17 protein-coding genes are annotated in these 18,461 nt (G+C 35.7%); 10 read left to right on the forward strand and 7 right to left on the reverse strand.

What is annotated here, in order from left to right:
* The first annotated feature begins 7 nt into the window (after positions 1-7).
* Positions 8-757, forward strand: a complete 750-nt coding sequence (locus OGZ34_RS02765) for a uroporphyrinogen-III synthase (RefSeq protein ID WP_173965978.1) — start codon at positions 8-10, stop codon at positions 755-757.
* Positions 758-1,017: 260 nt separating this feature from the next.
* A complete protein-coding gene (locus OGZ34_RS02770) occupies positions 1,018-1,488 on the forward strand; it encodes an Lrp/AsnC family transcriptional regulator (RefSeq protein WP_017496220.1) in 471 nt (156 codons plus the stop codon).
* A 167-nt stretch (positions 1,489-1,655) separates the two neighbouring features.
* Here the strand turns inward: OGZ34_RS02770 and OGZ34_RS02775 are convergent, their stop codons facing one another.
* The 5 genes from OGZ34_RS02775 to leuS form a co-directional block, all read right to left on the reverse strand.
* Positions 1,656-2,342: a zinc metallopeptidase gene (locus OGZ34_RS02775; RefSeq protein WP_173965979.1), complete on the reverse strand. Its 687-nt coding sequence runs from the start codon at positions 2,340-2,342 to the stop codon at positions 1,656-1,658.
* A gap of 136 nt (positions 2,343-2,478) precedes the next feature.
* Positions 2,479-3,075 carry a hypothetical protein gene (locus OGZ34_RS02780; RefSeq protein WP_263362059.1) on the reverse strand — a complete coding sequence of 199 codons (597 nt, stop codon included), beginning with the start codon at positions 3,073-3,075 and terminating at the stop codon, positions 2,479-2,481.
* On the reverse strand, positions 3,062-3,535 hold the full coding sequence (locus tag OGZ34_RS02785) for an RNA polymerase sigma factor (protein ID WP_173965981.1): 474 nt from the start codon (positions 3,533-3,535) through the stop codon (positions 3,062-3,064). The genes OGZ34_RS02780 and OGZ34_RS02785 overlap by 14 nt, the downstream gene beginning before the upstream one ends.
* Positions 3,536-3,537: 2 nt before the next feature.
* Positions 3,538-4,386, reverse strand: coding sequence for an alpha/beta fold hydrolase (locus OGZ34_RS02790; RefSeq protein ID WP_263362060.1), 849 nt, complete (start codon positions 4,384-4,386; stop codon positions 3,538-3,540).
* Positions 4,387-4,917: 531 nt separating this feature from the next.
* Positions 4,918-7,785, reverse strand: a complete 2,868-nt coding sequence (gene leuS / locus OGZ34_RS02795; protein WP_263362061.1) for a leucine--tRNA ligase — start codon at positions 7,783-7,785, stop codon at positions 4,918-4,920.
* A 166-nt stretch (positions 7,786-7,951) separates the two neighbouring features.
* On the opposite strand from leuS, the gene OGZ34_RS02800 reads away from it, so the two are divergent.
* From OGZ34_RS02800 to OGZ34_RS02820, 5 genes are all read left to right on the forward strand, one after another.
* On the forward strand, positions 7,952-8,827 hold the full coding sequence (locus OGZ34_RS02800) for a cell division protein FtsX (protein WP_173965984.1): 876 nt from the start codon (positions 7,952-7,954) through the stop codon (positions 8,825-8,827).
* Positions 8,828-8,907: 80 nt separating this feature from the next.
* Positions 8,908-9,159, forward strand: coding sequence for a DUF3098 domain-containing protein (locus OGZ34_RS02805; protein WP_173965985.1), 252 nt, complete (start codon positions 8,908-8,910; stop codon positions 9,157-9,159).
* 104 nt (positions 9,160-9,263) lie between these two features.
* The gene (locus OGZ34_RS02810; protein ID WP_263362062.1) at positions 9,264-10,061 is read left to right on the forward strand and encodes an undecaprenyl-diphosphate phosphatase; all 798 of its coding nucleotides are present in this window, start codon (positions 9,264-9,266) and stop codon (positions 10,059-10,061) included.
* Positions 10,061-10,753: a tRNA pseudouridine(55) synthase TruB gene (truB, locus tag OGZ34_RS02815; RefSeq protein ID WP_263362063.1), complete on the forward strand. Its 693-nt coding sequence runs from the start codon at positions 10,061-10,063 to the stop codon at positions 10,751-10,753. The genes OGZ34_RS02810 and truB overlap by 1 nt, the downstream gene beginning before the upstream one ends.
* A 93-nt stretch (positions 10,754-10,846) precedes the next feature.
* Positions 10,847-12,145, forward strand: a complete 1,299-nt coding sequence (locus OGZ34_RS02820; protein WP_263362064.1) for a gliding motility protein GldB-related protein — start codon at positions 10,847-10,849, stop codon at positions 12,143-12,145.
* Between the two features lie 699 nt (positions 12,146-12,844).
* Here OGZ34_RS02820 and OGZ34_RS02825 read toward each other — a convergent pair.
* Together OGZ34_RS02825 and OGZ34_RS02830 are read right to left on the reverse strand one after the other, a co-directional pair.
* A complete protein-coding gene (locus OGZ34_RS02825) occupies positions 12,845-13,585 on the reverse strand; it encodes a phytanoyl-CoA dioxygenase family protein (protein WP_263362065.1) in 741 nt (246 codons plus the stop codon).
* A complete protein-coding gene (locus OGZ34_RS02830) occupies positions 13,585-14,199 on the reverse strand; it encodes a thioredoxin family protein (RefSeq protein ID WP_263362066.1) in 615 nt (204 codons plus the stop codon). The genes OGZ34_RS02825 and OGZ34_RS02830 overlap by 1 nt, the downstream gene beginning before the upstream one ends.
* A gap of 190 nt (positions 14,200-14,389) precedes the next feature.
* Here OGZ34_RS02830 and pyrH point away from each other — a divergent pair, with 190 nt between their 5' ends.
* The 3 genes from pyrH (at position 14,390) to OGZ34_RS02845 (ending at position 18,350) form a co-directional block, all read left to right on the forward strand.
* Positions 14,390-15,097, forward strand: a complete 708-nt coding sequence (pyrH, locus tag OGZ34_RS02835) for a UMP kinase (protein WP_173965991.1) — start codon at positions 14,390-14,392, stop codon at positions 15,095-15,097.
* Between the two features lie 75 nt (positions 15,098-15,172).
* On the forward strand, positions 15,173-15,736 hold the full coding sequence (gene frr, locus OGZ34_RS02840) for a ribosome recycling factor (RefSeq protein WP_173965992.1): 564 nt from the start codon (positions 15,173-15,175) through the stop codon (positions 15,734-15,736).
* Positions 15,737-15,854: 118 nt separating this feature from the next.
* Positions 15,855-18,350 carry a DUF5686 and carboxypeptidase regulatory-like domain-containing protein gene (locus OGZ34_RS02845; RefSeq protein ID WP_263362067.1) on the forward strand — a complete coding sequence of 832 codons (2,496 nt, stop codon included), beginning with the start codon at positions 15,855-15,857 and terminating at the stop codon, positions 18,348-18,350.
* Positions 18,351-18,461 lie beyond the last annotated feature (111 nt).

Consider the following 18,461-nt stretch of genomic DNA (forward strand, 5'->3'; position numbering starts at 1 on the left):
TTATAATATGAAAGTGAAAACAATTTTGGTGTCACAGCCTGAACCTAAAGTGGAAAATTCTCCTTACTTTGAGCTCCAACAAAAACACAAAATAAAAATTGATTTCAGACCATTTATTCATGTGGAAGGGGTTAATGCAAAAGAGATACGATTACAAAAAATCGATCTTAATCACTATACTGCAATCATTTTGACGAGCCGTAATGCGGTAGATCATTTTTTTAGAGTAGCAGATGAAATGCGTTATAAAGTTCCTGAAGGATTGAAATATTTCTGCCAATCTGAAGCTGTTGCATTTTACCTGCAAAAGTATGTTGTGTATAGAAAGCGTAAGATTTACGTAGGAGCAAAAGATTTTGCAGATTTATCTCCTCTTATCAAAAAGTATAAAGACGAAAAATTCCTGTTGCCAGCATCTGATCAACTGAATGCTGATGCACCTATAACTTTAAACAATCTAAAAGTAGACTGGGCACAAGCTGTTTTTTACAAAACAGTCATGAGTGACTTATCTGATTTAGCTGATGTTTACTATGATGTTTTGGCCTTTTTTAGCCCAACCGGAATCAAATCATTGTTTAAAAACTTCCCTGATTTTAAACAAAACGATACCAGAATTGCTGTTTTTGGAAGCACAACTCAAAAAGAAGCGCTTGATCACGGCTTAAGAATCGACATTCTTGCTCCAACTCCTGAGACGCCTTCAATGACCATGGCTTTAGAGAAATACATTAGTGAAGCAAATAAAGGAAAATAAACCTTTAAGGAAATAACAATATTTAAATTCCAAATTCCAACTCTAGGGTTGAAATTTGGAATTTTTCTTTTTAAACAAAGCCCTTCCCTAATCTTTATCAAAGCCTTAAAACTTTGACAAAGAAAAACGTACACCATTTTCAACTTCCATTTGGAAATTGGAATTTCAAAAAATGGAATTTTATTTTTCAAATCATTATGAGTACATTTGATTTACAACTAAAACCAAATAACCAAGTTTAGTTTCAAATCACAACTCCAATGAAAATCAACTCCCTTATAATTGAAATTGACGGCATCGATAAAGAAATCCTACGTTACTTAATGGATGATGCCCGAAAACCCATTTTACAAATTGCCAATAAAATAGGCATTTCAGGAGCAGCAATTCATCAACGTTTAAAAAAATTAGAACAGTCGGGGGTTATTTCAGGCTCTAAATTCACTGTCAACCCAAAAGTACTAGGATACAATACCATGGCATTTGTTGGTGTTTATCTGGACAAAGCCTCCAGAAACTCCGAAGCCGTGAAAGATTTAAAGAAAATCCCCGAAGTTTTAGAATGCCACTACACCACAGGAAACTGGTCGGTATTAATCAAAATCATCTGTCGCGACAACGAACACCTAATGCAGCTTTTAAACACTAAAATTCAGGCAATAGAAGGCGTTTCAAGAACAGAAACATTTATTTCGCTGGATCAGCAGATTGACAGACAAATTCAGCTTTAGAGATCCTAATGCGGTAATGAGAAAATTAGACAATGAGATAATTTTTCTTACGGTTTAAATATTTTAATATAATTCTTCTACCCTTATAAACAATTAGACCCGACAGGTTTTTAAAACCTGTCGGGTCTTGTTTCGATTAAAAATTATCTCATTAACAAATTATCTCATTAATTCCTTCTGCTTCCGGAATAAATTGAGATATAGTACAACAACGTTGCGATCGATCCTATTGCAGCCACAACATAAGTTCTGGCAGCCCATTTTAAGGCATCCTTAGCTCCGGCCTGTTCCTGTTGCGTCAACATCTGCTTGTTTTCTAACCAGGCTAGCGCTCTGTTACTTGCGTCATACTCTACCGGCAAGGTAATAATCGTAAACAATGTGGTTGCTGCAAAAATAATAATTCCAATCAGCAATAGCCCCGGAAAGGTTCTGATCATCAAAATTCCGGCTAACAAAATCCACTGCACATAATTGGATGCTACGCTAACAATTGGCACCAATTTAGAACGCATCGTAAGCCACTCATACCCCACAGCATGTTGCACTGCGTGCCCACATTCGTGTGCAGCTACTGCGGCTGCGGCGGCATTTCGCTGGTTGTAAACCGCCTCACTTAAATTGACTGTTTTATCTGCAGGATTATAATGATCGGTCAACTGACCCGGTGTCGAAATGACGCGAACATCTCTAATACCATTATCAGCCAGCATTTTCTCGGCGATTTCGGCACCACTCATTCCGTTTCTTAATTGCAGTTTAGAATACAACTCAAATTTACTCTTGAGTCTTGAACTCACTAACCAGCTGAACAACATAATTGCTCCGGCAAGAATTAAATATCCACTTCCCATATCTTTATTTTTTTTTGATTGATTATTAAATTTACAAAACAAACCGCAAATTCTGAACCAAATTCAAAAAATGTCATTTTGACATTTAAAGTCAGGACATTACTGTAATATTTTCATAAACATCACTAGCTTTTTTTTATAACTCCAGTTGTTTGTTAACCTCATCAAACTTGTCGATCAGGCTGTTTATTTTTTCCTGTTGTTTTTTAATTTGTTTCGGACGAATATAAAACCAGTTCACACCTATCCAAAGCAATGTCACCCCATAAGTTAATCCTGCATAAACGAAAGTCATTCTCAAAGCATATTCATACATGTACAAGCAAATTCCAACACCCAGCAAAACAAAGTACAAGTTCAGAACTGTAGACTGCAGGTATTGCTGTTTTTTTCGAATTAAAATCAATCGCTGCAGGTAGTCCTGATTGGATTGTGTCGCATCAATATTTTTATAACCCGCCAACAATCTATTGTAAACACTTACATACATAATCATAGCCAAAATCACGAGTACGATTCCTATTTTGGTCGAAATGAATTCCGGTTGATAATAGTACCAAATAAAAACAATAAAAGCAGTTGTTGCCAGGAGCATTATATTGGTGATCCACAATTGACGTAAACCAGCAGCTTTAAATTGTTTCAGTCTCAGCAGCAAATCCTTCATGTCGGGCTGACTTACGGTTTGTTTTTTCCATAAACCTTTAAAGTCTATATTGTTATTGTCGTCCATTTTCTTTAAATTTTTGAGTCAGTTTTTCCTTTATCCTGTGAATTTTCACTCTTGTATTCGCTTCTGAAAGCCCTACGATTTTGGCAATTTCAGCCTGCTTAACCTCTTCAAGTTCGAGCGAAATAATAATACGTTCCGTTTCCGGTAATTCAGCAATACACTTGTACAAAAACTGGATTTGCGGCTCTAACGATTGTTGTTTTTCTTCTTGCAAATTAACCGGAAGATCTGATTTAAGAAAACGTTTGTCTTTTTCAATTTGCCGCAAACAGTTATTAGAGGCTATCCTAAAAATCCAGGTCCCAATACCCGACTCACTTCTAAAAGTATCCAATTTTTGCCACACAATAACAAAAGTCTCCTGAGCCAGATCCTGTGCGATATCATAGTCGTTTACAAAACCCATGCAAAGCCTGAAAATTCTATCCCAATATTTTTTATAGATAACTTCAAATTCCATTATTATGATTTTACGAAATTACTCACCTGATTTAAATACCATGCTGTATCATCATACATGATAAAATGTAGTCCTTTAGCAGCATATTGAAAATTGGCACTCTTTAAATTCTGATACTGCCCTTCAATAGCAGGTTTTAAATTTACAAAATATGCCTCCAGTAAAATTAATGATGGACATTTTACATTCGAAATTTTTTCTCTCAAATCGGTATTAGAAAAATCACAATACATTTCAGCAAATGTTTTTCGGTCTGATTTCACGCTCCAGTCTACAATCATATCTATTTTTGAAGCATCCTGAACAAGACGTGGCATTGTTTTTTTCTGCATGTCCTGAAACTGAGTATCTGTCATTGTCGTCATTTGATTCACCATTGACGAACAGTCGTTATTTTCTTTTGCTTTGAAAGCAGGATCCATCAAAGCTGCCATACACGGAAGCGCATCCACTACCACAATTTTACCAACCAATTCCGGATAATCTGCTGCTAAAGCCAATGCAAATCCTCCACCCATACTATGACCAATTATAATTGGTTTTTCAATTTTATTTGTTTTAATAAAGCTGGCAATTTCGGTTTCCCAGTTTTTAAAAGAGGCATTAGGTTGTGGTTTTACACCGGCAAAACCTGCCATTGTAAGTGTATAACAGGTGAAGTCTTTTTCAAAATTAACTCTGGTATCCTTCCACACATCTCCTGAAGAAGCAAATCCGGGAATGAAGAGGATAGCTTGTTTTCCTTTTCCGGTTTTAAGAACTTCAAACGGATAGGCTTTTGTTTGTGCAAATACATTTAAACATACAGCTGAAAATAATAAGGCGATAACTAAGATGATATACTTTTTCATTTTTAATAGATTTAAGTTGTTAAATGGTTTATTAGTTAAATTCGCCTTTTGGATACGAGAAGTTTCAAAATGTTACAAATCGTTTTAAAAAAAATAAAATTTAATCCCAAATTCCCAAATTCTAACCTTAGCACATAAGCTAAAACCCCAATATTTACAAGGGATGAAACACACAGAAATGTCGATTATTTTTTTTTAAATTATTTCAAGTTTTTTTTTACCCCTAACATTTTGACTATCCATTTAAAATAAAACAGCAACAAATGCAATAGAAAAATCCCAAATCTCAAATCCCAAATCCCAAATTCCAACAAAAAAACGAGAAATCACACAAGGAACTCCGCAAACTATGTCGACAATCTTTGTCGATTAGCTACTGTGATTTCTCCCTTCGATCGAAATGACAAACTAAACGCAAAAATCAATTCGTGTAAATTTGTGTAATTCGTGGCTGAAAAATAAGTGCAAAAAAAAATCCCAAACCCCAATCGTAAAATTGGAATCTAGAATTTATAGTATTTAAAAATTTATTTATCCTACCAGATTGATAATCTTACCAGGAACAATAATCACTTTATTTGGAGTTCTTCCCTCTAACTGACGTAAAGTTCTTTCATCTTTCATAACAATTTCTTCGATCTGCTCTTTGGTTAAATCTAAAGGCAATTCGATAGTGAAACGCATTTTTCCGTTGAAAGAAACCGGGTATTCTTTGCTCGTTTCCACCAGATGTTTTGCTTCAAAAACTGGGAAAGAAACTTCTGAAATCGAAGTTGTATTTCCTAGCTGTAACCATAATTCCTCAGCAATATGCGGTGCATAAGGCGAAACTAAAATCGCTAACGGTTCTAAAATGGCTCTTGAATGGCAATTTTGAGCAGACAATTCATTCACACAAATCATAAACTGAGAAACAGAAGTATTAAAAGAGAAACTCTCGATGTCTTCAGCTACTTTTTTAATGGTTTTGTGCAACGATTTTAAGTTGTCTTTTGTTGGTTCGTCGTTGTTAACGATTAAGCCATTGTTTTCATCAAAATACAATCTCCATAACTTTTTCAAGAAACCAAAAACTCCAGAGATTCCGGCAGTATTCCAAGGTTTAGCTTGTTCTAATGGCCCTAAAAACATTTCGTACAAACGTAAGGTGTCCGCTCCGTATTCATTACAAATATCATCCGGAGTTACTACATTATAATACGATTTCGACATTTTCTCGACTTCACGTCCAACGATATATTTTCCGTTTTCATCAAGAATAAATGCTGCCGTATTAAAATCTTCTCTCCAGTTTTTAAACTTTTCGATATCTAATTCATCTGAAGAATTTACAAAATTTACATCTACACGTAATGGCTGTACATTTTGATCTCCAATTTTATTTTTAGACACAAAAGTATTCGTTCCTTCCAATCTGTAAACATAGGCAGTCGTTCCCAAAATCATTCCCTGATTGATCAGCTTTTTGAATGGCTCTTCGGTTGGAGCAAAACCTTTGTCTTTTAAGAATTTGTTCCAGAAACGGGAGTACAATAAATGTCCGGTGGCGTGTTCGCTTCCTCCAATATACAAATCAACACTTTCCCAATAGGCTAGCGCTTCTTTGCCTGCAAACTCGTTTTCGTTGTGCGCGTCCATATAACGCATCCAGTACCATGAACTTCCTGCCCAACCTGGCATGGTATTCAGTTCTAAAGGAAAAATCGTTATATGATCTACTAAGTCGGTATTAACAACTTTATTGTTTTTTGTATCCCAGGCCCAAACCGCTGCATTTCCTAATGGAGGCAAACCGTCTTCGGTTGGTAAATACTTTTCTACCTCAGGCAAGATGATTGGTAAATGCTGCGCCTCGATCATCTTTGGCAAACCATTTACATAATAAACCGGGAAAGGCTCTCCCCAATAACGCTGACGGGAGAAAACCGCATCGCGCAAACGATAATTGGTTTTTCCGACACCTTGCCCTATTTTTTCCAACTCGGCGATAGCGACCTGAGTGGCTTTTTTATAATTTAATCCGTTTAAGAAATCAGAATTAGCGATCTCCACATTGTCTTTTGAACCGTATGCCGATTCTGAAATATCAACGTTTGCAAAAATATTTTTGATCTCCTGCATTCCGTTTTGACCTTTAAAGAAATTTGCAAAAGCATAATCTCTTTCGTCTCCGCAAGGAACCGCCATTACAGCACCTGTTCCGTAACCTGCCAAAACATAATCGCCAATCCAAACCGGAATTGGTTCTTTTGTAAACGGATGTTCTGTATAAGCACCGGTAAATACGCCCGATATTGTTTTTACATCGGCCATACGCTCGCGCTCTGAACGTTTTGCTGTTTTTTCAATATATGCCTCAACCGCTTCTTTTTGCTCGGGACTTGTAATTTTGGCCACCAAATCATGCTCAGGTGCCAAAGTCATAAAAGTAACTCCAAAGATGGTATCAGGGCGGGTTGTGAAAACGTCAATTACTTCATCGTGATTTTTCAGTTTAAAAGTAACCATTGCGCCTACCGATTTTCCAATCCAGTTCCTTTGTGATTCTTTTATAGATTCGCTCCAGTCGATCTCGTTTAAACCTTGCAACAAACGTTCCGCATAAGCCGAAATGCGCATGCTCCACTGGGTCATCTTTTTACGGATTACCGGATAACCTCCACGTTCTGACACTCCGTTTACGATTTCGTCATTAGCCAAAACAGTCCCCAAACCAGGACACCAATTTACTTCGGTTTCTGCCAAATAAGTCAATCTGTACTGCAAAAGAATTTTCTCTTGTTTGTCCGCCGAAAAAGCCTTCCATTCCTCAGCCGAAAAAGCTTCGATGTTATCATCAGAAACCGCATTTACAGTTGCATTTCCTTCTTTTTCAAAAAGCGCAATTAAAGTGGTTATATCTTCTGCTTTATCAGCATTCTTGTTGTACCAGGAATTAAACAACTGGATAAAAATCCATTGTGTATGTTTGTAATAATCCGAATTTGAAGTTCGCACTTCGCGGCTCCAATCAAATGAAAAACCAATTTTATCCAATTGTTTTCTATATCCCGCAATTTGTTTTCCTTCTTTATCAACTCCACCGTCAATATTTACGCGTGTTGTATCTTCAGGACGTTGCCCCGTTTGTATCGCATATTGTTCAGCAGGCAATCCAAAACTGTCGTAACCCATTGGGTGCAAAACATTGAATCCCTGATGTCTTTTGAAACGAGAATATACATCTGAAGCTATGTAACCCAGCGGATGTCCTACGTGCAATCCCGCTCCTGAAGGATAAGGAAACATGTCTAACACATAATGTTTAGGTTTTTCAGAATTGTTTTTCGCCGCAAAAGTTTGGTTTTCTGCCCAATACTTCTGCCATTTCGTTTCGATTTCGTTTGGATTGTATTTCATTTCTTTGAGTTGCTGAGTTACCAGGTAACCTAGTTGCTAAGTTTTGTTGTACTGAATTATTAAGTCCGCAAATTTACATTTATTGTACGAAAGTTAAAACTTTGAACGTTATTAACTTCATTTAAAGAAATTCTTTATTATTTTTACCCCATAATTTAAGCAAACTATGAGTTCTAACTTTGATAAATTTCAAAAGCGCAGGTTAATTTCCTCTTATTTTTCGGTTGTATTAAGTGTATTTCTGGTTTTATTCCTTTTAGGAGTACTGGGATTATTCATTATCAACTCTAGAAAACTGGCTAATGATTTTAAAGAAAAAATCGCGATGACGGTTTTCTTTAAAAACGAAGCCAATGATAGTGTGATAAAAGCTTTCAATACCGATTTAAAAAGAGCTCCTTTTGCAAAATCATTCGTTTATGTAACAAAAGAGAAAGCAGCAAAGGAACACACTGACATTATTGGAGAAGATTTCCTGACTTTTCTGGGAGAAAACCCATTGTTGAACTCTTATGACATTCACTTAAAAGCGGATTATGTTGAAAGAGACAGCATCCTTAAAATAGAAAGCAAACTGCGTCAAAATACCATGATTGAAGACATTGTTTACGACAAACAGTTGGTGAATCTGGTAAATGACAACATCAAAAAAGTAAGTATGTGGATTTTGATTATTAGCGGTTTCCTTGCGGTAATTGCAGTTTTATTAATCAACAGCTCCTTGCGTTTATCCATTCACTCTAATCGTTTTATCATTAAAACCATGCAAATGGTTGGGGCAACCAAATCGTTTATCCGTAAGCCTTTCGTAATGCGCAGTGTAAAACTTGGAATGTTAGGTGCCGGTTTGGCCATTATCGCTTTAGTTGGACTTTTACTTTATGTAGAAACCAATTTCCCGGGCTTAGGCATTATAGAAGACAAAGCCTTAATTGGATTGGTATTAGTAGCCGTATTCGGATTAGGAGTTTTGATTACATGGGTAAGTACTCACTTTGCAACACAACGTTTCCTGAATTTAAGAACCGACGATCTATATTAATTTTAGATCGCAGATTATAGATTTTAGATTGCAAATTTTTAAAAAGCCTTGGCTACGCCCAGCGGCACAAAAAAAATAAAATGAAAAACAACAATAAAGAAGAACAGGCACCAAAACAAGAATTCCTTTTTGACGGAATCAACTACAAAATTCTATTAATTGGAATTGGAGTTATCGCTTTAGGTTTTATCTTAATGTCTGGCGGAGGAAGTAACGATCCGAATGTTTTTAATGAAGATGTTTTCAATTTCCGACGCATTCGTCTGGCACCAACAACCGTTTTAATCGGCTTTGGAATTACTATTTACTCTATTTTCAAAAAATCTAAATAGACTTTATTTAGACCCCTTAGACTTCTTAGACCTTTAGATTATTTTGATAATCTTTTATAAAATCTAAGAAGTCTAAGGATTCTAAAATTCTAACAATCTCATAAATGAATACATTACAAGCTATCGTTCTTGCTATTATTGAAGGAATCACCGAGTTTTTACCCGTTTCTTCAACAGGTCACATGATTATTGCCTCTTCCTTTTTTGGAATTGCTCATGAAGATTTCACCAAACTTTTTACGATTGTCATCCAGCTTGGTGCAATACTTTCTGTAGTTGTTTTGTATTTCAAACGTTTCTTTCAAACACTTGATTTTTACTTTAAACTTTTAGTAGCCTTTATTCCGGCTGTAGTATTAGGTTTATTGCTAAGCGATTTTATCGATGGCTTATTAGAAAACCCTGTTACAGTTGCCATTTCTCTTTTGATAGGAGGGTTAATTTTACTAAAAGTTGACGAGTGGTTCAACAATCCAAATGCTACCGAAAGTTCTTCGGAAATTACGTATTTACAAGCCTTTAAAATTGGTTTATTCCAATGTATTGCCATGATTCCGGGAGTTTCAAGAAGCGGAGCCAGTATTGTGGGTGGAATGTCTCAAAAATTATCCCGCACTACAGCAGCAGAATTCTCTTTCTTTTTAGCCGTTCCGACAATGTTGGGTGCCACGGTAAAGAAATGTTACGATTATTACAAAGCCGGATTCGAACTGTCTCACGATCAGATTAACCTATTAGTGATTGGAAATGTCGTTGCTTTTATTGTAGCGCTTCTTGCCATCAAATCCTTTATTGGATTTTTGACTAAAAACGGTTTCAAAGTTTTTGGTTACTACCGAATCATCGCCGGAATTATTCTCCTGCTGATTCACTTTTTCATTCATCCACTTACGATTATATAATGACTCCTGAAGAATATTTAAACGGACAGGTTTTACTGATTGACAAACCTTTAAAATGGAGTTCGTTTCAAGCTGTCAATAAATTAAAATACCTGTTAATTAACAAAGTTGGACTTCCTAAAAAGTTCAAAATTGGCCATGCGGGAACTTTAGATCCGTTGGCAACAGGGTTATTGCTTATTTGTACCGGAAAGTTTACCAAAAGAATTTCGGAGCTGCAGGGTCAGGCGAAAGAATATACGGGCACTTTTTATATTGGAGCCACCACTCCATCTTATGATTTAGAAACCGAAATCGATCAGACTTTTCCAACTTCTCATATCGACGAAGCGTTGATTCATGAAACAGTGAAACAGTTTTTAGGCGAAATCGATCAAAAACCGCCTATTTTCTCTGCCATCAAAAAAGACGGTGTTCGTTTGTATGAGCATGCGCGTGCCGGAGAAACGGTAGAAATTGCCAGCAGAAAAACGACTATTCACGAATTCGAAATCACCCGAATTGCTTTACCTGAAATCGATTTTAGAGTCGTTTGCAGCAAAGGAACCTACATTCGTTCTTTGGCTTTTGATTTTGGAAAAGCAATGAATTCAGGATCTCATTTAACCGTTTTACGCCGAACTAAAATTGGTGATTACGACGTAAAAAATGCAATCGACATTACTCTTTTTGAAGAAAGCCTTCAAGCCTAATAAAACCTAACCATTTTTCCAGAGATATGTAGCAAACCTGTATCTTTTCATTTTTTTTGTATTTTAGACGACAGATTAAAATACCAAAAAAAAATGAAAAACCGCCTTTTCCTACTATTCTTTGTCTTTACGATATCCACTTATAGTCAAACCGGCAATCAAAAAATTGTTTCCGTCGATATTGATAATTTCTGGAATGCCTACAGCAAAATCAGCACTGAGAAAGACAGCGTAAAACAATACTCACTTTTACAAGAACTATACATCGACAAAGCCAGTCCAGGCTTAAAGAGCTTAATTGAAGTTCGCAATTACACCTCTAAAGATTTTATAAATGCGATAAACAAGTATCCCAAATTCTGGAATTCTTTAAAATCAAATACTTTAAACGCCAACGAACTTTATCCGGAAATTGATGCCGACATCAATAAACTAAAACAAGCTTATCCCGATTTAAAGCCGTCGACTCTTTATTTTTCGATTGGAGCTTTCAGAACAAATGGAACGATTCAAGATGATCGAATTTTAATCGGGAGTGAAATGAGCCTTGCAGACGAAACCACTATTGTTGACGAACTGCCCGTGTGGAGACAGTCTTTTTATAAAGAATACAATCCTAGAAAAAACATCGCACTACTCTGCACACATGAGTACGTACATACACAGCAAAAAGAATTGGTAGAAAATTTACTTTCGATGTGTCTGTATGAAGGTGTGGCCGAATTTATTTCCTGTAAAGTAACCGAAAAAAAGCCCAATACTCCTGCAATTGAATTCGGAAAAAGCAATCAACAAAAAGTAATCGATCAGTTTATTGCGGACTTATACCTTAGAAGCAACAATTACAATTGGATCTGGGGTGAAAACAAAAACAGCTTAAAAGTTAGAGATTTGGGCTATTATATTGGTTATGAAATTTGCGAACGTTATTACAATTCAGCCAAAGACAAAACAAAGGCAATCAAAACACTTATTGAACTGGATTATCACAATGAAAAAGAGGTTGCACGCATTGTAGATGGTACAAAACTATTCAACCAAAGCCTGAAACAATTGCATCAGAATTACGAAAAACAAAGACCAACTGTTGTCTCTTTGTCAGCATTTAAAAATGGCAATCAAAAGGTAAAACCAGGACCAATCGAAATTACCATTACGTTTTCGGAACCACTAAACGGGCGCAGTACAGGCGTAGACTTTGGCCCTCTCGGCGAAAGCTTTTTCCCAAAAATAAACACAGAACGAATCTGGTCTTCGGATATGAAATCGTGGACTATCAAAGCTGATTTAGAACCCGATCATCATTATCAAATTCTAATTTCAGACAGTTTCAGAAAACAAAACGGAACAAGATTGAAGCCCTTTTTAATCGATTTTAAAACCACTAAGTAATACAGGGTTTAAACATTCATCATCATTATTCATGATACTTCACACCATGCTGTTGTCAAAGCTCTTTCAGAGCAACGGGATTCAAACCTTTTATATCTTAACGATAATTGGCTGTATGTTAGATCTTTTACAACAAGTGATTTTTAAAATGATAAAAGTTTTTAGGTACAACAAAAGGATCTCGTCGGCATCCTTATCGTTCTTTATAATAAAAAAGAAAGAGTATGTATTTTATCTCTTTGCTACTTCTCAATTTGACACCTCAATTCGATAGGGTTAAAAACAAAAAAAGCACATTACATCATGAATACCCATAGTAATGTGCCAACTTCTTGCAAAGTAGTTCTATTTCATAAGCTCTCGTTTTTTGAAGTTAGTAATGAGATACATTCTTACCTCCAAACAACAAGCCCGAAACAAAATCGTAAAATCTTTCGAATAACTTTTTCATGATAGTGTATTTTTTAATTGTTAAACATTAAATAAACACCAATAAAAAGAGTAAATAAGAAAATGAATAATAGAAGTGGGATTACTCTCGCAAGATACAAAAATTAAAAGCCACACAAAATATTTTAATATATTTTTTATTACTAAAATTCTTATTTGCAACAGATTACCCGAAAAATAAGGGGTTTTAGCGATTTATTTCTTAACAACCACAATCGCATATTTTACTATTCCCACAATTGCATGAATCTACAAAAGATCAAAAAACGCTTTATTTTTAAGTCCTTCAAGTATTTTCGCCGATGGCAAATTATCCCTGCCTATAAAGCTTTTCATCTCGGGAATATTATCACAGAAAATGATATCTAAAGAAAATCGATCATTTCCATAAATTCCGCGATGAATCATATTGGCAGAAAAAATCAATAGATCTCCCCGATTCAATTTTATAATTTTTCCCCGTTCTAAAGCATCGCTTTGCTGACAGCCGTTCAAAGCATTCCGAACATCAAACTCTTTCGGCAAATCCCATTCCCGATGCGTTTTTGGGATCAGTTCGATCCCGTGTTCACTTTTCATCGGAATCCTGAAATGCACCACATTCTGAGTTTTAATTGCTTTCTCTTGATCTTCGATTGCCATTCCGGTATATTGAATATCACGATGCCAATAATTTTTCTGATCTGCATTTTTTGGATCAAAGAAAAGTTGTGTGTTCAAAAAGACAGGAGTCTTCGGAAAAATTTCACTCAGCAATTCTGCAAATTTGTCCTGAGAAATAAATTCAAAAAGAGCTATTTTTTCTTCTCCATTGAAATATTCTCCAGAAGTAAGACTGTGACTGTTTAAAATTCCATTTTCATAATGCGCTGCATTGTCAAGCAACCAGAGTTCATGAAATTTAATCAGTTTCTCTTCAATATCGACAAGTTCCTCTTCAGAGAAAAAATGCTCCAGATAGACATATCCGGTTGGCTCATACCTTTTCATTACTCCCGAATTTCGAGTAAACGCATTATTTCCATAAGCTCGTTCTGAGTACTTAGTCCTTTATCAGCCAAATACCACAATTGCAAATCGGTTTTGATTTTTTCATCAATTACACCAAATTCTTTTTTATAGTTGATCATTAATTCACTAGCTCCTTTTGGTCTTGGTCCCCAGTCAGCACGTGCAATTCCGGTTTCTTTACAAATCACAATTACTTTTGGAATTGCTCTTCCGCCGTTCGTGAGATATTGATTCATTAGCGCTTCATTTTCATCACGGAAAACAATTCGGAGGTCGATCTTTTTGTGAGAGGCCAAAGCCATTTTATTAATAATAGGAAGTATTTGTGCCGCATCACCGCACCAGCCTTCAGAAATCACCAGCCAGATATAGTTATGTTTTAAATTTTCTAATTCGGAAGCTATCTCATCGAAAACTTTCATGGTTTTCTCCAGTCGGTTCATTCTGGCTTCATTCAGCTTGCTGTAATTGGTTAAGCTTTCAGATTGCTCATTACCGGTTGATTTCCCTTCTAATAGCAGATCGGTAACTATTTTTCGATATTCGGCATACGAATGACTGTTGAATAATGCTTTGGCTATAGTACTTTTCATATTTAAAGTTTTTTTGAATTGTCTAAAATTACAACTTTTAAGAAAATTTAAAAAATGACTTTTGTCACATTCGTAGAAATCCCGAAGATATACTTCAATTTAAAACGAAAAGAACTATTATTTTTTTTTAAAACATTATTTCTAAAAATCAGAATATGTCTATATTTGCACAAATTAACGCAACACAGAAATGAAATATAAAAGAATTCTTCTAAAACTTAGCGGCGAAGCCTTAATGGGTGATTTACAATACGGTATTGACCCTAAAAGATTAGCCGAATACGCTGAAGAAATTAAGCAAATTCACAACAAAGGAGTAGAAATTGCTATTGTTATTGGCGGAGGAAATATTTTTAGAGGCGTTGCAGGTGCAAGTGCCGGTATGGATAGAGTACAAGGTGACTACATGGGGATGCTTGCTACCGTAATTAACGGGATGGCGTTGCAAGGTGCACTTGAAGACAAAGGAATGAAAACGCGTTTGCAGACTGCTTTAAAAATGGAGTCTATTGCAGAACCTTATATCAAAAGAAGAGCGGACCGCCATCTTGAAAAAGGAAGAATCGTAATTTTTGGTGCCGGAACAGGAAATCCATATTTTACAACCGATACAGCAGCCGTTTTAAGAGGAATTGAAATCAATGCAGATGTAATCTTAAAAGGAACACGTGTCGATGGTGTTTATGATTCTGATCCGGAAAAAAATGCATCAGCTGTAAAATTTGATTTTATCTCGTTTGATGATGTCCTTAAAAAAGGATTAAATGTAATGGATACTACCGCTTTTACTTTAAGCCAGGAGAACAAATTACCAATCGTTGTTTTTGATATGAACAAAATCGGTAATCTTTTGAAAATCTGTGAAGGTGAAAACGTTGGAACAGTAGTTAACATATAAGTCATCAGTTACAGTTTACAGTTACCAATACAGACTGAGACTGAAAACTAAGACTGAAAACTAAAATTAAAAAAAATGACTGAAGAAATAGAATTTATATTAGATAGTACTGAAGAATCTATGAATGGTTCGATCGCACATTTAGAGAAAGAATTTCTTAACATTCGTGCGGGAAAAGCTTCACCGGCAATGCTGGGAAGTGTTTTTGTAGATTATTACGGATCTGCAACACCACTTTCTCAAGTGTCAAAAATCAGTGTTCCTGATGCCAGAACCATCACTTTGCAACCTTTTGAAAAAAACATGCTACAGGTTATTGAAAAAGCGATCATGGTAGCCAACATTGGTTTTAATCCAATGAACAATGGAGACGTTATCATCATCAGCGTTCCGCCTTTAACTGAGGAGCGTCGTAGAGACTTAGCCAAACAAGCAAAAGCTGAAGCTGAAGATGCTAAAATTGGCGTTCGTAATGTACGTAAGGATGCTAATACCGATATCAAAAAATTAGAAAAAGAGGGAACTTCTGAAGACATTTGCAAATCAGCCGAAGAGCAAGTTCAGAATTTAACTAATACTTACATCAAAAAAATCGATGAGTTATTGGCAGCAAAAGAAGCCGAAATCATGAAGGTGTAATCCTATTCAACACAAAATAAAAATCCGTTTAGTTAAATTATACTGAACGGATTTTTTTATTCTTATTTTTGCATACCATTTTTACACTTTGTCTGTTTTTGAAACTATAACACTCTCTATGAAGCTATTTTGTTTGTTGACTTTGTTTTTCACGCTTACTATTCAGGCGCAATTTCAAATAAACGGAATTGTAACGGACTCCAATAACAAACCTCTTCCTTTTGCTACAATTACAACTTCCGACAACAACAATACAATTACAGATGTTGACGGGAAGTTTATTCTGAAAATGCCTCTAAAGCCAACCGATTTTATCGTTTCGTATATTGGTTTTCAAACAAGGATCATCGCAGTTACTGATCATAAAACTTTTTATCCGATCTCTCTTTCTCAAAAGACCGACGATTTAAAAGAGGTTGTGATTTCAAACGAAAATCCAGCCTTAACGATAATTAAAAAGGTAATTGCGAATAAAAACAAAAACAACCCGCAAAAAAAACTCAACAGTTTCGAATATAAGAGCTACAATAAACTTATTGTAACCGCCAATCCTGACTCGATTGACGGCAGAATCGACTCGACCGCTACTTATAAAAATTTAGACAAAAAACGCATCAATATTGATTCTTCTGATTACAAATTCAAAGAAATAATCAGTAAGCAGCATTTATTTCAAACCGAAAAAGTTTCCCAATATCAGTTTGGCAATCATAAATTGAAGGAAACCATATTAGGAACCAAGATGGCCGGTTTTAAACAACCCATTTATGAGATTATTGCTTTTAATCTACAGTCGATTTCGATTTATGATTCGAAGTACGAGCTGTTTGAAACGAAATACGAAAATCCAATTTCAGACAACGCTCCGCAAAGTTACAATTACAAGATCCTCGATACCGTGAATGTAAAGGGCCGCGAAACGTATATGATTTACTTTAAAAACAAACACAGAAGAAAATCATCGGGATTAGAGGGCGTTTTATACATCGATCAGGAAAATTTCGCTGTTGCCAAAGCCGTAATGCGTATCAAAGGTGTTTTGGACATTAGCGGAATTCATGAATTTGAATATGTACCTAACGAAAAAATATGGTTCCAAAGCAATACTACTTTTAAAATTGTAAAAGGAAAGAACGATGATGACATTAAGATCTTAGGAGGAACAATTCAGTTTGACGGAGACGTTGAAGATAATTTCGAACCCAGAAAAAAATCAGCTTCTGACTTTACCTATCTGCTTTCTGAGAGTAACAATTTTGACATTCGTTACAATACGACCGCACCTATAAAAAACCCGGCTCTTTACATCGAAATTAAAGACGACGCCAACAAGAAACCTGAAACTTTCTGGGAAGAATACCGAAAAGAAAGTCTGGATCTAAAAAGCCAAAAAACGTATCAGCTAATAGACAGTCTTTCGATAAAGAAAAGAATTGAAAATCGTTTAGGATTAGGACGTAAAATCATCAACGGGTATTTCCCGATTGGCCCGATCGATCTGGATTTAAAGAAAATCATCAGTTACAACAATTACGAAGGTTTCAGATTAGGACTTGGTGGTATTACTAACGATCACTTCTCTAAAAATTTCAGAATCGAAGGATATGGTGCTTACGGGACAAAAGATGGTGCATTCAAATACAGTCTGGGAACAGGAGTTTTATTGGACAAAAACACCAATACATGGGTAAACGGATACTATACAGATGACGTTCGGGAAATTGCGAGTACCGTTTTTGCAGTTGACAAACGTGTTTTTAAAATTTACGATCCACGTCCTATCAACATTAGTACTTTTTATAAGTATGTGGGTTGGAAAGCTAATATTCAGACGAAAATCATTCCGAAAACGGAAGCAATCCTTGAATTTTCAAGAACTTATGTAGAACCTAAATTCGATTATCTTTTTAATTACAATGGAAAGTTATATTCGGATTATGTCATGACTACCGCAATGGTTTCGATTGTTTGGGCACCTTTTAGCCCTTTTATGCAAACCCCGACCGGAAGAACTGAGACAGATAAAAAATTCCCAAGGTTTACTTTTCAATATACGCAGTCGCTACCCAATGTTATGGAGAACGATTTTACTTTTGGGAAAATAGATTTCAAAGCAGAATATGAAAAGAAATATTTAAACGGTCAGAAAACGAGCTTGCTCCTTCAAGGAGGTTATGCTACGGGCGATGTCCCCATTACACATCTGTACAATACAATGCCCAACAACTTAAACAAGGAAACACTATTGCAACGTATTACTTTTGCCGGACGAAACAGTTTTGAAACCATGTTTTTTAACGAATTTTTTTCCAGTCAATATGTCTTTTTCCAAATCAAACACGGTTTCGACCGCATCAGAATACTCAAAAAAGTTCGTCCGTCTTTAGTACTGGTTACAAGAATGGCCTGGGGAAATATGGAAAATCCGCAACAGCACGTAGGTCCAACCTATAAAACCCTGGACAAAGGTTTTTTTGAATCCGGAATCGAACTCAACAAGATTTATAAAGGTATTGGTTTAGGTGGCTTCTATCGTTATGGTCCGAACCAGCTAATGAGATTTGAGGATAACATTGCGGTTAAGATTTCTTATGTGCTGGATTTGGGGTTATAAATATTAAATTCCAATCTCTTAAATTCCAATCTTTTAAATTCCAAATTCCAATTGGAGGCTTAGTTTCGTTTCAACAGAGAGAAAACACAAAAAACAAATCAGGAAACAAAA

Origin of the sequence: Flavobacterium collinsii, assembly GCF_946903285.1 — a bacterium.
Lineage (GTDB): Bacteria > Bacteroidota > Bacteroidia > Flavobacteriales > Flavobacteriaceae > Flavobacterium > Flavobacterium collinsii.